A 14,895-nucleotide genomic window follows, 5' to 3' on the forward strand; every position below is an offset into this window, starting at 1 on the left:
ATGTAATATGGTGTATGTTCCACTTAACCCTATCCCTTTAAAAAATAGAACATCAATGGTTTTTCTGCAATATGGACAAATTGATGTGTTAGACGGGGCGTTTGTTTTGATAGATCAAACCGGTATTAGAACTCATATTCCAGTGGGTTCTATTGCCTGTATTATGTTAGAGCCAGGTACAAGAGTATCACATGCTGCCGTAAAACTAGCGGCAACAGTGGGAACATTACTCGTTTGGGTGGGGGAAGCCGGCGTGAGGATGTATTCATCAGGTCAACCTGGTGGCGCGCGATCCGATAAATTACTTTACCAAGCAAAATTGGCACTAGATGATGATCTTCGCTTAAAAGTCGTTAAAAAGATGTTTGAATTACGATTTGGTGAACCGGCTCCTAGTCGACGCTCGATTGAGCAATTACGAGGGATTGAAGGTTCACGTGTGCGTGAAACCTATTCATTATTGGCAAAACGCTATCATGTAAAATGGTATGGACGAAAATATGATCCTAAAGATTGGCAAAAGGGGGATACGGTTAATCAATGCATAAGTGCAGCAACTTCTTGTTTATATGGTATAACTGAAGCGGCAATTTTAGCTGCTGGTTATGCGCCTGCAATTGGTTTTGTGCACAGCGGAAAGCCACTTTCTTTTGTATATGATATTGCCGATATAATCAAATTTGATACAGTAGTTCCTATCGCTTTTGAAATTGCAGCTAAAAACAAAATTGACCCTGATCGCCAAGTACGAATAGCTTGCCGTGAAATTTTTAGAAGTCAAAAAACATTGGCAACTTTAATTCCTCTAATTGAAGAAGTACTATCTGCAGGGGGGATTGAACCACCCCTTCCACCTGATGACATACAACCCCCTGCTATCCCCGAACCACAATCACTTGCTGATAGTGGTTTTAGGAGTTACTAACTATGAGTATGTGCGTTGTGGTTACCGAAAATGTACCACCTCGATTAAGAGGTCGTTTAGCTGTATGGTTATTAGAAATTAGAGCTGGTGTTTATATTGGTGATGTACCTCGCCCCATTCGGGAAATGATATGGCAGCAAATCATTGAACTAGCTGAAGAAGGCAATGTTGTCCTTGCGTGGGCAACAAATACCGAATCTGGATTTGATTTCCAAACTTATGGTACAAATAGAAGAGTTCCGGTAGATCTGGATGGGTTAAGATTAGTTTCTTTTTTACCTGTTTAAAATCAATAGGTTAAATTTTTTTAAAATTTTCAAAAACCTGGTAGAATTTATTCATTGCTATAACTCTAAATAAAACAAATAGCTACATTTGGAGTGTTCCCTGTATACACAGGGATAAACCGAGATTGACGATATCGGTAAATCTGTCACGGATGTGTTCCCTGTATACACAGGGATAAACCGCTATTTGATAACAAACTGCACCACAACTTTAAGTGTTCCCTGTATACACAGGGATAAACCGTAATTAGGTATATTATGAGTCAAAACCACAAACTTGTTCCCTGTTTACACAGGGATAAATTCTAAACAACATTAGTTAAAGTTGCTCTAAAATGGCAATAATTTGGCCTTGCAAACCTTAAAATTTTTAGTGCGGTTTTAGGTGTTTGAAATATTAATGCTATTTCTTTCTTCAATGCTTGAAATGCCTGAAATTAAAACCGCACAAAACATCGTTAGAGGTTGTCGTTTTGCTATTCTTAATAATAAACAAACCGTTGTTATTAATAGTCATGTCAACAAAGGGACATTATCTATTTTAGTTTTTAGTTATTTTATGACCAAAATTAATGCCTATTCTTTCAATGAAGTAATAGGTAAAAATGCTAATCAATAATGTTATCAACATGGATACAAGGCTATTTAATAAAAAGTTTCCGCTTTTCATTATTACGCCGTTTATTAGAAATAAAACAAGCCCATGTATTAGATAAAAACTGTAGCTTAATTTACCTAATGTTATGAAGATTTTTGATTTGAGTAGTCCAAATACACTATTGTTGCTTGCAATGAGAATAAATATTAGTCCTAATGCACTTTGAAATATTAACCCTGAATACCCAAATTGTAGTTTAAATACAGCAAAGAGGAAAAACACTAATATAAATAGTGAGGTAATAGGCGATTTGATAATACCTGATTTTAATGGAATTAAATAGTTATTAACAAATAAACTTGCTAGCATTCCAAAGAAGAAAGGTAAAAACAATCTAATGTCTTTTATTTTGCCAAGATTAAATAAAACAATTGTGATAGCTATCCCACAAAAAACAAATAAAATTGCCGTTAATTTTGTTCGAGTGAATATGCTTAAGATAGGTACACATGCGTAAAACTTCCATTCAATGGCTAATGTCCATAACACACCTGCAACAACTAATGATGTAGGTATTAATGCCGATATGGTTTTAATATTTGATAACCCAAATGTTGTCCATGATAAAAAGGCTTGTATCTCTTTTTTAAGTGTTGGAAACTCTGGAATCCCTGTTAAAAAAACTGTAATAAAAACTAGAGCAATAACAAAGTAATATAAAGGAGCGATTCTAAAAAAACGCTTAATAAAAAATTTTATGATGTTTATTTTTCCTTTATTTCTAAGCAATTGGTCAAAAAATAAGAACCCTGTAATCATAAAGAAAAAACTTACACCTAATCCTCCTAAAGATAGAAAACCTATTGCGATTTGTTCATTTAAGTTTTTATCAAAAATTAAAAGCGGTGTGTTGTTGATCCAACCGCCATCCACAAAAAAATACCGCCACGATAATAATGAATGAGATATAAATACAAAAATAGCAGAGATACCACGCAAACCGTCGATAGAGGTGTATTTATTCTCATCTTTGCTTACATTTTCTTTTATGCTTTTTGGTAATAGCAAGTTAAGTATAGCAATAAATAAAAATGGACTTAAAATTATTGCTAATAGGTCATAAAAATGAATGAAATCGTTCATTAACTTAAATCCTAATGATTTTTTAATTATTGTGTTTCTCTTAAATATGTGCAAATTTTATAAACGTTAAACACGGGTAAATTGCTCATATTTAGAAAGAGAGTAAATATTTAACTATTTTGTTAGTGCCAATTATGATACAGGTTTTGTATATATTATCTAGATATATAATTAATTCACTTAGTGGGATCTGATGAAAATTTTCCCATTTTTGATTTTTTTTCTATTCATTATTAAGCTGCTAATTGTGATAGGAGCTAATAAATTTGGTAAAAATAGCGTACAATATGCAATATTAACTGTGTGGTCATCATAAATAAGTTAGGAAATTAAGCATGACAGGTAAATTTATTGTCATCGAAGGTCTTGAGGGGGCAGGTAAAACCACGGCAATTAATACTGTTGCTCAAATTTTAAATAAACATAATATTTACGATTTACGATTTACGCGTGAACCGGGTGGTACACCAATTGCAGAAGCATTACGGAATATGATTAAAAATGGTTTGGATCATGAGCCTTTAACCGATAAAGCTGAACTTCTTATGCTATATGCAGCGCGTATTCAGTTAATTGATAATGTGATTAAACCGGCACTTGAAGTAGGTAAATGGGTTATTGGTGATCGGCATGATTTGTCGACGCAAGCTTATCAAGGCGGTGGCCGTCAATTAGATCAAGTTTTTATTGAAACATTAAAAGAACAAGTTTTAGGAAATTTTAAGCCTGATCTAACTTTATATCTGGATGTCGACCCCGAAGTTGGGTTAATACGTGCAAGGTCTCGTGGTGAACTTGATCGCATTGAACAGCAATCATTACCATTTTTTAAGCGAATTCGTCAGCGTTATTTAGAACTAGCCAAGCAAGATGAAGCTATTATTACTATTGATGCAACAAAACCAATCAATATGGTGACTGAGCAAATTGAACAAATTTTAACTTTATGGTTATCAACACAGGTTAATATTACATGATTTTAAATGACTATCCTTGGCTATTATTACCTTATCAGCAATTGGCCGATGGCATAATTCAAAATCGAGCTCATCATGCTTTGTTAATCCGTTATGTACAAGGTAGTGGTGAGGATGAACTTATCTATAAATTAGCTAGCCGTTTGTTATGTCAAGCTTCAGTAAATTTAGAGCCTTGTTTGAATTGTCATAGTTGTCAGTTGTTTTTATCACGTCATCATCCTGATTTTTACGTGATTTCTAATGAGTTGGGTAAGCCGTCGATTGGTATCGATCAAGTACGTAATATTTCAAGTAAGATTTATGAAAAATCACAGCAGGGGGGCAATAAAGTTATTTGGGTGAAATATGCTGCTTCAATGACAGAAGCGGCTGCTAATGCATTGCTAAAAACTTTAGAAGAACCTCCTGAAAATACCTATTTTATTTTAAGTGATGAGCATAATAGCAATTTGTTACCAACGATTCGTAGTCGTTGTTTTTCCTATTTTTTACCCATTCCGACACTTGAACAATCTATGGAGTGGGTGAAAAAACAGCACAGTCAGCCATATAGTGATAATGAACTTGCCTGTGCACTATTATTGAGCGAAAATGCGCCATTATCAGCAGTTGCTTTATTAGCCCCCGAAAAGTGGCAACAACGAAAAACATTTTGCGAAAATTTGTTAAAGTTATTACCTGAAAATGATTATTGGTTTTTGGCAGATACTTTTGAGCATGAGCAATTTGTTGAGCGTGTTATTTGGTTTTGTGCTTTGTTAAGTGATGCGTTAAAGGCTAAACAAAGAGCTGGGCGATTTATTGTTAATCGTGATCAAGTACCTTTAGTTAGATTGCTTGCAACATTAAGTAATGAAAAGATTAATGCGCTTTATGATCTGTGGTTACAGGCTAGACGCCAATTACTTTCAGTAACAGGGTTAAATAAAGAATTAATTATTTATAATGTTCTTGCCCAATCAGAGTTAATTAATTGTCAATAGACTAATTAAAATGGTGTAGAATTTTCAGTTTTAGGCATACTTTGATGTAAAAGGATTGTAGTGAGTGAGTTATTTATCTATTGAATTTGGTTTGCTCTTTATCGCTTTTTTCGGGTTATATTGGGGATGCCGGTTGACCCCAAAATTACAAAATCATTTATTATTAATATCTAGTTATCTAATCGTTTGTAGTTACAGTTGGCAATTTGCATTTATTCTTTTTGCTTATACATGTGTGATATATTGTTTTTCAGTTATGATCACTCGTTCAAGGCGTTATGCAAAGCATTGGTTGTTTTTGGGGCTATGCTTATCCATAATTAATTTAGCTTTATTCAAATATTTTGATTTTTTCCGTTCAGAGTTACAGGCATTACTCAATTTATTAAATTTACCTATTTTATTACCTGTTTTGACTGTTTTTATTCCCATAGGTATTTCGTTTTACACATTCCATTCAATAAGTTATTTAGTTTCAATAAAAAAAAGGGAACTGCCGATTGTTAAATTTTGGGATTTTGCTCTATTTTTATCTTTTTTCCCAAGTATTATTGCTGGCCCTATAAACCGTGCTAAAGATTTTTTACCTCAAATTTCGGTAAATCAGCCTAGAGAAATTTTAGAGCCTTATAGAGCATTTACATTGATTATCTTGTCTGTAATTAAGGTGTATTGTTTAGGTGGGCTTATCTGTGAGGAATGGGTTAACCCGATTTTTGCTAATCCTTTAGAATTTAGTGTTCTTGATTTGCTGGTTGGTCTTTATGGTTATGCAATACAAATTTATTTAAATTTTTCTGGTTATACTGATTTAGTGACCGGTATTGCGCTATTATTAGGTTTTCGTTTACCCATTAATTTCAATTTTCCCTATTTGGCATTGAATTTAAGAGATTTTTGGGGACGCTGGCATATTAGTTTATCTCATTGGATTCGTGATTATATTTATATTCCACTTGGTGGTAGCCGCCGTGGCTTGGCTAGAACACAAATTAATGTTATGTTAGCCATGTTGTTGTCTGGATTATGGCATGGTGCGGGGGCTAATTTTATTATCTGGGGCGCATGTCATGGTTTTGGTATTATTGTACTTAACCTTGGTGATCACTTTTTAGGTAGAGGGTGGATAACAGCACGTTCCCCAATTATTGCACGATTATTGACGTGGCATTATATTTGTTTTACTTGGCTATTTTTTCATTGTGAAAGTTTATCGGACGCAATGGATTATTTAACAGCACTAACACATAACTTTTTGATTGAGCCACATTATGCTATTGCTTTTTTAGTTATAGCTTTTATCTATTTTTTATATCCAGTTTGCAAAAACTTTCCTGACTGGTTTGTTAGGCAACTTTATAAAATATCTAAAGTTTTTTTACCATTTGTGTTTGTTTTTATTTTATGGGCGGTTATTTATTGTGCTCCTTCCGGTATGCCACAGTTTATTTATGCTAGTTTTTAATTATGATGATATATAAAAAAACATTTTCAGAAAACAAAGTAAAATCTGAATCGGACTTAAAACGACAATGTTATAGAGCGCTGAATAAAGGTGTGCCGGCTAAATCATCCCATAATACAAGAAAGAAAACTAATCATCTTGATAATAATCCTTTGTCTGCTCGCTATGTATTGGTGCTATTATTTATTATTGCAATCTCATTAATGGCAATATATTACAAATCAATACTAATTTATTGGCAACAAACCTATCATACAGATCTTTTTGATTCTGGAAAAATCTTTGTTCAAGATAATTTAGTTGAAGAGCAGGTAGGAGCGACTCAGAAGCATTTAATTAAGTTTAAAGCATTGCCAATTGTTGATATGGGAAATTTTGCTTTTCCTAAGGAATCTCTTCCCTCATTTTTGAAAAGCAAACTATTATCACATGAAGCTATACAAATCGCAGTTACGGCTCCAGATCAGAGTGAAAAGCGCAATAATCAAGAAAAAACAAAAGTAGTTGTCTATCCAGATTTGCCACGCGTTAAAAATTATATTGAACATAATGAGCGTGTTTTGCCTCTATCACTTGGTGAGCGATCAGAAGTGGATCAAGTAGAGCATTCAGAAAATTTAGTGACTTTGCCTATTGTGTTGTCTAAAAATGATAAAGTATTTTTAGCTGGTGATTCTTTAATGCAAGGTGTTGCGCCTTATGTTAAAAAAATGCTATTTAAGGAGTATAGTATAGAAAGCCTTGATTTAAGTAAGCAAAGTACTGGGCTTGCTTATCCAAAGGCTTTTAATTGGCCACATACCATTAATGAATATTTAGCTGCTGATCCTTCTATTAAATTATTGATTATTTTTTTAGGTCCTAATGATCCTTGGGATTTTCCGGTTAAAGGATATACCAAGTATGCTAAGTTTAAATCTGAACTGTGGGAAGAACACTATCGTTTACGTATAGGAACTATTTTTGAGAGTGCTAAAAAACATAATGTGCAAGTGCTTTGGCTTGCACCTCCTTGTATGCGTAAATCAAAATTAAATGATGGAATGATTTATTTGAGTAGTTTATATGAATCAGAAGTCGAAAAAGCTAGGCAATATTTCTTAAAAACTAATATGTTATTGGGTTGTACTTACCAAGAGTTCAGTAGTTTCATTGAAATGGGGAAAGAAAAAATTAAAGTAAGATCCGATGATGGTATTCATTTTACGTCAACAGGTCAAAAGATTTTGGCTAAAGCTATTATTAAACTAATTACTTTTAGCGAATTAGAGGGTTCTCACATTGATTAAATCTATAAGGTATATTATTCCAGTTTTTACGATAGTAATCACTGCCTGTTGTTGTATGGCTGAAAGTAAAACCAAGATTGTATCAGGCATTGTTGATTTTGGTGATCCAAATGCTGAGCAATTTGCGAGTCGATTAAAATCGTTGAGCATTAACCAACATACTGAACAAGTTGTAAAAATTACTCAATTTGGTGATTCGCATACTGCTGCTGATTTTTTTACTGGTGAATTTAGAACATTAATGCAAGCTGAATATGGTGATGCTGGTATTGGTTGGGTAACACCTGTATTTATTAAAGGTCAAAATCATATTGGCGTAAGTTGGGAATCAACAAATTGGGAAGTATTAAGCAGTAGAGCTTTGAGTGATATTGATTTTCCTATGGGTGGGTTTATTGCAAAGCCTATTAAAAATAACGCTAAAATTCAAATTAGACCAAAAGTATTAGATAATAAAATCTGGCAAGTTAAATTGACATTTAAAATGGTTAAAAATACACCTAATCCGCTTGTAGTTTATGATGATAATAATCATAAAATTTATTTAAGTACTATTCCTAAAGCCAATGTTTGGCAAACAACTTCTTTTAAATCTAAATTACCTATTGAGATTAATGGAAATGAAAATACTGAAATAGGTGGTATTTGGTTAACTCGCTATCGGCAGTCAGGTGTCGTTGTTTCTGCTATAGGAACAAATGGTGCTAAACAGGCAATATGGCAAAAATGGAGCCCAAATTGGTTTAAAGAATTAGCGTTATCCCAAAGTGATTTGGTTATTCTTGAGTATGGTACAAATGAGAGCTTTGATGAAACATTAGATGTTAATGAGTATCGAAGTAATTTAGTTAAAAATATTCGTCAAATACGTAAATTATTGCCAAAAGCAGCTGTATTGCTTATCTCTCCACCAGATACAATGGTTAATAAAAAGCAGATACCTAAATTATTTTCGACGATTAAAAATATTCAAAAGCAGGTAGCAAGATCCGAAAAAACATTGTTTTGGGACTGGCAAGCTGCGATGGGTGGGCGATATTCTGTGAAAAAATGGTTGGCTCAAGGATTAGCACGTCCAGATTTAGTACATCAGACTTTACAAGGTTATAAAGAAAGTGCCAAAATCTTTTATACTGATTTAAATGAATTTGTTAGAAAAAAATAGGCTATTAATTTTTATAAAAGGAATAAATTTGTTATGTCATCACCAATTATCGTTGCTGTTGATTTTGCTAATGTTAAATCAGCATGGAATTTTATTGATCGGGTTGAACCGAAAGATTGTCGTTTGAAAATAGGTAAAGAGTTATTTACTCATGCCGGTCCTGATTTTATCAAGCAGGTCATGAATAAAGGCTTTGACATTTTTTTAGATCTTAAATTTCATGATATTCCAAATACCGTTGCCAAAGCTGTAGCTTCAGCGGCTGATTTAGGTGTGTGGATGACAAATATTCATGCAAGTGGTGGTTCTCGAATGATGGAAGCCGCAAAAGATGCACTTTACCCTTATGGCAAAGAGGCTCCGATTTTAATAGCGGTAACAGTATTAACTAGTATGGAGTCTTCCGATCTTCAAGAAATCGGTATTAATATTTCTCCGTTAGAGCAAGCAACAAGATTAGCCTTGCTTGCTAAAAATTGCGGACTTGATGGTGTTGTGTGTTCCGCGAAAGAAGTACAAAGTTTTCGAACTCGTTTAGGTGGTGATTTTAAATTAGTTACGCCAGGCATTAGGCCTGCAGGTTCGCACCCTGATGATCAGCGTCGAATTATGACGCCACAACGTGCACAAGCTGCCGGTTCTGATTATTTAGTAATTGGGAGACCGATTACGCAAGCAGAAGATCCAAAAGCAGCTTTACAAGCTATTTTATCCACACTTGATGTAACCAAAGGTTAATTAAATATGTCTAATAATCCGCTTGTTTATTCGACCGATCTTGGTCGGATTAAACCAACAGAGCAAACTATTGTACGTCCAAAAGGTGATGGTATTATTCGAATTCAACGACAAACGTCGGGTCGTAAAGGAAAGGGAGTTTGTGTTATTTCTGGATTTGATATTGATGATACCCAATTATTACATTTAGCGACTGAATTAAAAAAGCGTTGTGGTTGCGGAGGATCTTTAAAAGGAGGGGTTATTGAAATTCAGGGCGATAAACGTGATTTATTAAAATCATTGCTTGAAGATAAAGGATTTAAAGTTAAATTAGTAGGTGGATAAACCTATTGCTGATAAGCGATGCGACCATGGTTGAAGTGGTCGTATCGCTAAACTAAAGTTAGTTTGATCTGTAAGTACGCATTTTTTTACTGATTTCTCGGCGCTCTTTAGAAATTTCTGCATTTTTTATAATGTAATCATCAACACGATCATCATAATCACTTTTCATATTTGCAATAACCGCCTGAAGTTCATCGTAAGTCATATCTGGTTTAATATAATCACTTAAATTTTCAAGTAATAATACGCGTTTTTGGTTATCTCGAATTTTTTTCTCGTTGTCTGATATTTCGCGTTTTAATTTATTTAAACGACGAGATAAACGAATGTACTCTAGTACATCTTGAAATGATGATGCGGTTGCTTTTTCCTTGTCCATCTATAACCCCTTATGTCTAAAAATGGAAAAATAAACTGTGACTAATTATATACCAATAAATTTTTAGATCATATTAAATATATCTTCATATTACATTGTTTAGCATCTAGATTAAATGTTATTTTATATAGTTATTATGTTTAATCTTTCCATTAAGCTCAATATTATGTTAAGTCAAAATCTGTTGCAATTGAAAAGAGTCTGTTATGCCTCATTTTTACTTGCCTACATATCAGCCATTAATGCACAATTTAATTTTACTTGTTTTAATAGTTTTATGTGTGTGGCTATAAGCCTAGTTTTTCCCAAATTTCGTCGATATGAGCAATGACTTTAGGATCTTTTTTGATGATTTTTCCCCATTCACGAGTTGTTTCACCAGGCCATTTATTCGTAGCATCTAATCCCATTTTAGATCCCAATCCTGAAACCGGAGAAGCAAAATCTAAATAGTCGATCGGTGTATTGTCGATAAAAGTTGTATCGCGATGTGGATCCATACGTGTTGATATAGCCCATATCACATCTTTCCAATCCCTTGCATTAATATCATCATCACAGACAATCACAAATTTTGTATACATAAATTGGCGTAGGTAAGACCATACACCTAGCATGACTCTTTTAGCATGACCTGGGTATTGCTTTTTAATTGTGACAACCGCTATGCGGTATGAACATCCTTCCGGTGGTAAATAAAAATCAACAATTTCTGGAAACTGTTTTTGAAGTATAGGGATAAAAACTTCATTTAATGCTAACCCCATAACCGCAGGTTCATCTGGTGGTCTACCAGTGTAAGTTGAATGATAAATAGCATCTTTACGATGAGTTAGATGTGTGACAGTAAAGACCGGAAATTGTTCAATTTCATTGTAATAACCAGTGTGATCACCGTATGGCCCTTCTGGTGCTAACTCGCTTGGATCGATGTAACCTTCAAGAATTATTTCCGCAGTTACAGGTACTTCTAAATCATTTGATAATGCTTTAACCACCTCGGTGCGACTGCCTCGTAATAATCCAGCAAAGGCATATTCCGGTAGTGTATCTGGCACAGGCGTTACAGCCGCTAAAATTGTTGCAGGATCAGCACCAATAGCTACGCTAACGGGGAATTTTTTATTAGGGTGAGCTTGTTGCCACTCTGCGAAATCAAGAGCTCCTCCACGATGTGATAGCCAACGCATGATTAGCTTATTTTTATCTAATAGTTGTAAGCGATAAATTCCTATATTTTGGCGATCTTTATATGGACCTTTCGTGATAGTTAGCCCCCAAGATAGCAATGGTGCCACATCTTCAGGCCAACAGTGCATAATGGGTAATTGTGTTAAATCAACTTGCTCACCTTTGAATATGACTTCTTGGCAAGGTGCTGATGAACGGTGTTTAACAGGCATATTCAATACTTGTTTATATTTGGGTAAAACATTAAAAAATTGCCGTATACCTTTTGGTGGTTCTGGCTCACGTAAGAAAGCTAAGAGTTCGCCTATTTCCCGTAATTCTGCGGTATCTTCTCGCCCCATTGCCATTGCAACACGTTTTGCCGTACCAAATAAATTGCATAAAACCGGCATATTATAACCAATAGGGTTTTCAAATAATAAAGCGGGACCTTCAGATCGTAATACTCGATCTGCTATTTCGGTCATTTCAAGATAGGGATTAATAGGATAAGTAATTCTTTTTAATTCACCTTGCTGTTCAAGATAATTTAAAAAATCACGAAAGTTTAAAAAGTTCATTATCGGTTACTCTCTATTTAAAACTTATCTTGTTTTATTTAACTAAAAAGATAACTTTAAATTTTTATAAAATTAATGTATTAATTGATGTCGACTAGTCTGCATCAACGTTTTCACTGTAAATGGGTACTAATTTATTATTATTACATTCAACAATCTTTGGTAGTAAAATTTGAAATTGTGTCTGATCAATTTCAGTAAATTTGTTTTGATCAACTTGATAAAAAAGGAATTTATTATCTTGATCTTCAAACTCGAAAGATGCAATCCAATAATTTCTATCATTGTTATTTTCATTAGCAAAGATTTTAATAATGCTATTTTCACGTAAATCAGGTTGGTTATGTAATTGGTACTCAATTATATTTTCGGCAATTTGGGAGTCTTTTTCATCAAAAATAACGTACTCACTTCCATTCGTTTTACATTTATTAATGCTTATCTCTGCATGGCTACTTGTTATAGAAAATAATAAACCGATTAAGTTAATAATAGTTTTTTTTAAATTCATTTTTTTGTTCCTTAATTAATTTTAATCATACTGGCTATTTGGTTAATCGCATCACGATTATTGGGTGATAATGTAAGATTGGCAGCATCATCAATTATTAGCCATTGATAAGCTAGATGTTCAGTTAGTATTGGTGTTATCTCATGTGAAAGCAGTAAGTAAAACCAATGTTCTGTATTCATTTTAACTTTCGGAGCATATTTATGTCTAAATTGTGGAAAAATCTCAAACTCAATGGTATGTTTAGCGTCAATTAACTCAAGATTTTGTCCGATAATGTCAATATTTGTTTCTTCTAAAACTTCACGAATTGCCGCATTGAATGGCAATTCGTTAATTTCTATACTGCCTGTGACTGATTGCCAAAAATTAGGATCATCTTGGCGTTGTAGCATTAGGCAGCGGTTGGTTGTTTTGCAGTAAATTACCACTAGCACTGATTCAGGATTTTTGAATTTTTGCATCAAAATTTTGTTACTTTTTACTTACTTCTATCCCTAGCTCTACCAACGCAGTTGGGTTTGCAAGGCTTGGTGCATCAGTAAGTAAACAAGTTGCTGCTGTAGTTTTAGGAAATGCTATCACATCGCGGATGTTATCCGTTCCAGTTAATAACATACTTAATCGATCTAATCCAAAAGCTAAGCCAGCATGCGGTGGTGTACCATATTTTAATGCATCAAGTAAAAAGCCAAATTTTTCACGTTGATCGTGCTCATTAATTCCTAAAATTGAGAATACAGCTTGTTGCATTTCACTACGGTGAATACGGACAGAACCACCGCCCACTTCATAACCATTTATGACCATGTCATAAGCATTAGCGACGGCATTTTCAGGGTTTTTAAGCAATTCTTCAGGGGTATAATCTTTGGGTGATGTAAATGGATGATGCATTGCACTTAAGCCTTCATCTGTTTCTTCAAACATTGGGAAGTCAATTACCCAAAGTACCGCCCATTTATTTTCATCAGTTAGTCTTAAATCTTTACCCACTTTTAATCGTAATGCACCTAATGCATCGCTAACGACTTTATAACTATCAGCTCCAAACAGTAAAATATCACCATCTTTGGCATTGGCACGGTTAAGTAATGCTTCCATTTGTGATGTATTAAAGAATTTAGCAATAGGACTTTGTATGCCTTCTAAACCTTTACTGCGTTCATTGACTTTGAGCCAAGCCATTCCTTTTGCACCGTAAACAGAAATGAACTGGGTATATTCATCTAACTGTTTACGCGTTAATTGAGCACCATTTGGTACACAAAGTAAAGCTACACGACCTTTGGGATCATTGGCTGGTGTTGAAAACACTTTAAAATCGACATCTTTAACCAAATCAGCCACATCAATAATTTCAAGTGGATTACGTAAATCTGGTTTATCGCTACCAAAGCGACGCATCGCTTCGGTAAAAGTCATAACTGGAAATTTGCCTAAATCCACATTTTTCACATGTAACCAGAGCTCACGAATCATTTTCTCCATAACATCCCGTACTTGCTCTGCTGTCATAAATGAAGTTTCAACATCGATTTGCGTAAATTCAGGCTGACGATCGGCTCGTAAATCTTCATCGCGAAAACATTTTACAATTTGATAATAACGGTCAAATCCTGACATCATTAAAAGTTGTTTAAATAATTGTGGCGATTGTGGTAGTGCATAGAACTCACCCTTATGAATTCGACTTGGAACCAAGTAATCTCGTGCGCCCTCAGGGGTTGCTTTGGTTAACATAGGCGTCTCGATATCTAAAAAACCATGTTCGTTCATAAACGAACGAACAAATGCGGTAATTTTAGCTCGCGTTTTAAAGATCATTGCCATTTCAGGGCGACGCAAGTCAATATAACGATATTTTAGACGTTGCTCTTCACTGTTGTTTTGATTGAAATCAAGAGGCAAAACATCGCTACGGTTAAATATTGTCAATTCAGTTGCCAAAATTTCAATCTCTCCGGTTGCCATATCTTTATTGATTTGACCCTCCGGACGGGATCTTACTTTACCTTTAATTTGGATACAAAATTCATTACGAAGTTCTCCTGCAAGTTGGAATGCTTGTTGATAATCTGGATCGAAAAAAACTTGCACAATACCTTCACGATCACGCATATCAATAAAGATCATTCCACCTAAGTCTCGGCGCTTGTTGACCCAACCACATAATGTTACTTCTTGATTAACATGAGAAGCTGTTAACTGACCACAATAAATCGAGCGCATAAAATATCCTGTTTAAATATCAATCTATAAAAATTAGTGAGTATTATAAAACAAATAAAGACCTTATAAAGGCATTTGTTGAGTTTTATTCTTTATTATTAAAATGTGGTTCAAAAAAATTC

15 protein-coding genes are annotated in these 14,895 nt (G+C 34.2%); 9 read left to right on the forward strand and 6 right to left on the reverse strand.

What is annotated here, in order from left to right:
• Positions 1–7: 7 nt before the first annotated feature.
• On the forward strand, positions 8–925 hold the full coding sequence (gene cas1e, locus A9G34_RS00465) for a type I-E CRISPR-associated endonuclease Cas1e (protein WP_065568553.1): 918 nt from the start codon (positions 8–10) through the stop codon (positions 923–925).
• 2 nt (positions 926–927) lie between these two features.
• Positions 928–1,212 (forward strand): type I-E CRISPR-associated endoribonuclease Cas2e, encoded by a 285-nt coding sequence (gene cas2e, locus A9G34_RS00470; RefSeq protein ID WP_034944488.1) that lies wholly within the window; start codon positions 928–930, stop codon positions 1,210–1,212.
• A 541-nt stretch (positions 1,213–1,753) separates the two neighbouring features.
• Here cas2e and A9G34_RS00475 read toward each other — a convergent pair.
• A complete protein-coding gene (locus A9G34_RS00475; protein ID WP_034944485.1) occupies positions 1,754–2,953 on the reverse strand; it encodes an acyltransferase family protein in 1,200 nt (399 codons plus the stop codon).
• A 335-nt stretch (positions 2,954–3,288) separates the two neighbouring features.
• On the opposite strand from A9G34_RS00475, the gene tmk reads away from it, so the two are divergent.
• From tmk to yciH, 7 genes are all read left to right on the forward strand, one after another.
• Positions 3,289–3,930 (forward strand): dTMP kinase, encoded by a 642-nt coding sequence (tmk, locus tag A9G34_RS00480; protein ID WP_034944483.1) that lies wholly within the window; start codon positions 3,289–3,291, stop codon positions 3,928–3,930.
• Positions 3,927–4,916 carry a DNA polymerase III subunit delta' gene (gene holB / locus A9G34_RS00485; RefSeq protein ID WP_065568554.1) on the forward strand — a complete coding sequence of 330 codons (990 nt, stop codon included), beginning with the start codon at positions 3,927–3,929 and terminating at the stop codon, positions 4,914–4,916. The genes tmk and holB overlap by 4 nt, the downstream gene beginning before the upstream one ends.
• 64 nt (positions 4,917–4,980) lie before the next feature.
• A complete protein-coding gene (locus tag A9G34_RS00490) occupies positions 4,981–6,381 on the forward strand; it encodes an MBOAT family O-acyltransferase (RefSeq protein WP_065568555.1) in 1,401 nt (466 codons plus the stop codon).
• A 5-nt stretch (positions 6,382–6,386) separates the two neighbouring features.
• The gene (locus tag A9G34_RS00495) at positions 6,387–7,670 is read left to right on the forward strand and encodes an SGNH/GDSL hydrolase family protein (protein ID WP_176701461.1); all 1,284 of its coding nucleotides are present in this window, start codon (positions 6,387–6,389) and stop codon (positions 7,668–7,670) included.
• Between the two features lie 55 nt (positions 7,671–7,725).
• Positions 7,726–8,835 carry a GDSL-type esterase/lipase family protein gene (locus A9G34_RS00500; RefSeq protein ID WP_141670300.1) on the forward strand — a complete coding sequence of 370 codons (1,110 nt, stop codon included), beginning with the start codon at positions 7,726–7,728 and terminating at the stop codon, positions 8,833–8,835.
• A gap of 33 nt (positions 8,836–8,868) precedes the next feature.
• Positions 8,869–9,573, forward strand: a complete 705-nt coding sequence (pyrF, locus tag A9G34_RS00505; protein ID WP_065568558.1) for an orotidine-5'-phosphate decarboxylase — start codon at positions 8,869–8,871, stop codon at positions 9,571–9,573.
• Positions 9,574–9,579: 6 nt separating this feature from the next.
• A complete protein-coding gene (yciH, locus tag A9G34_RS00510) occupies positions 9,580–9,900 on the forward strand; it encodes a stress response translation initiation inhibitor YciH (protein WP_034944472.1) in 321 nt (106 codons plus the stop codon).
• A 58-nt stretch (positions 9,901–9,958) separates the two neighbouring features.
• Here the strand turns inward: yciH and tmaR are convergent, their stop codons facing one another.
• The 5 genes from tmaR to aspS all read right to left on the reverse strand — a co-directional run bounded on the left by tmaR (position 9,959) and on the right by aspS (position 14,773).
• Entirely contained in the window at positions 9,959–10,279 is a 321-nt protein-coding gene (tmaR, locus tag A9G34_RS00515) for a PTS system regulator TmaR (protein ID WP_034944469.1), read from the reverse strand.
• 287 nt (positions 10,280–10,566) lie between these two features.
• Entirely contained in the window at positions 10,567–12,030 is a 1,464-nt protein-coding gene (gene ubiD / locus A9G34_RS00520; protein WP_065568559.1) for a 4-hydroxy-3-polyprenylbenzoate decarboxylase, read from the reverse strand.
• A gap of 94 nt (positions 12,031–12,124) precedes the next feature.
• Entirely contained in the window at positions 12,125–12,541 is a 417-nt protein-coding gene (locus tag A9G34_RS00525; RefSeq protein WP_065568560.1) for a hypothetical protein, read from the reverse strand.
• A gap of 11 nt (positions 12,542–12,552) precedes the next feature.
• Positions 12,553–13,005: a dihydroneopterin triphosphate diphosphatase gene (nudB, locus tag A9G34_RS00530; protein ID WP_034944454.1), complete on the reverse strand. Its 453-nt coding sequence runs from the start codon at positions 13,003–13,005 to the stop codon at positions 12,553–12,555.
• A gap of 10 nt (positions 13,006–13,015) precedes the next feature.
• Positions 13,016–14,773 (reverse strand): aspartate--tRNA ligase, encoded by a 1,758-nt coding sequence (gene aspS, locus A9G34_RS00535; protein WP_034944452.1) that lies wholly within the window; start codon positions 14,771–14,773, stop codon positions 13,016–13,018.
• Positions 14,774–14,895 lie beyond the last annotated feature (122 nt).

Source organism: Gilliamella sp. Choc4-2 (genome assembly GCF_001690355.1).
In the GTDB taxonomy this organism is placed as follows: domain Bacteria; phylum Pseudomonadota; class Gammaproteobacteria; order Enterobacterales; family Orbaceae; genus Gilliamella; species Gilliamella apicola_A.

What these genes read in the sequence shown, in the direction of transcription:
- cas1e (WP_065568553.1), top strand. Translation starts at nt 8, where the DNA reads ATGGTGTATGTTCCACTTAACCCTATCCCTTTAAAAAATAGAACATCA.
- cas2e (WP_034944488.1), top strand. Translation starts at nt 928, where the DNA reads ATGAGTATGTGCGTTGTGGTTACCGAAAATGTACCACCTCGATTAAGA.
- A9G34_RS00475 (WP_034944485.1), bottom strand. Translation starts at nt 2,953, where the DNA reads ATGAACGATTTCATTCATTTTTATGACCTATTAGCAATAATTTTAAGT.
- tmk (WP_034944483.1), top strand. Translation starts at nt 3,289, where the DNA reads ATGACAGGTAAATTTATTGTCATCGAAGGTCTTGAGGGGGCAGGTAAA.
- holB (WP_065568554.1), top strand. Translation starts at nt 3,927, where the DNA reads ATGATTTTAAATGACTATCCTTGGCTATTATTACCTTATCAGCAATTG.
- A9G34_RS00495 (WP_176701461.1), top strand. Translation starts at nt 6,387, where the DNA reads ATGATATATAAAAAAACATTTTCAGAAAACAAAGTAAAATCTGAATCG.
- A9G34_RS00500 (WP_141670300.1), top strand. Translation starts at nt 7,726, where the DNA reads ATGGCTGAAAGTAAAACCAAGATTGTATCAGGCATTGTTGATTTTGGT.
- pyrF (WP_065568558.1), top strand. Translation starts at nt 8,869, where the DNA reads ATGTCATCACCAATTATCGTTGCTGTTGATTTTGCTAATGTTAAATCA.
- yciH (WP_034944472.1), top strand. Translation starts at nt 9,580, where the DNA reads ATGTCTAATAATCCGCTTGTTTATTCGACCGATCTTGGTCGGATTAAA.
- tmaR (WP_034944469.1), bottom strand. Translation starts at nt 10,279, where the DNA reads ATGGACAAGGAAAAAGCAACCGCATCATCATTTCAAGATGTACTAGAG.
- ubiD (WP_065568559.1), bottom strand. Translation starts at nt 12,030, where the DNA reads ATGAACTTTTTAAACTTTCGTGATTTTTTAAATTATCTTGAACAGCAA.
- A9G34_RS00525 (WP_065568560.1), bottom strand. Translation starts at nt 12,541, where the DNA reads ATGAATTTAAAAAAAACTATTATTAACTTAATCGGTTTATTATTTTCT.
- nudB (WP_034944454.1), bottom strand. Translation starts at nt 13,005, where the DNA reads ATGCAAAAATTCAAAAATCCTGAATCAGTGCTAGTGGTAATTTACTGC.
- aspS (WP_034944452.1), bottom strand. Translation starts at nt 14,773, where the DNA reads ATGCGCTCGATTTATTGTGGTCAGTTAACAGCTTCTCATGTTAATCAA.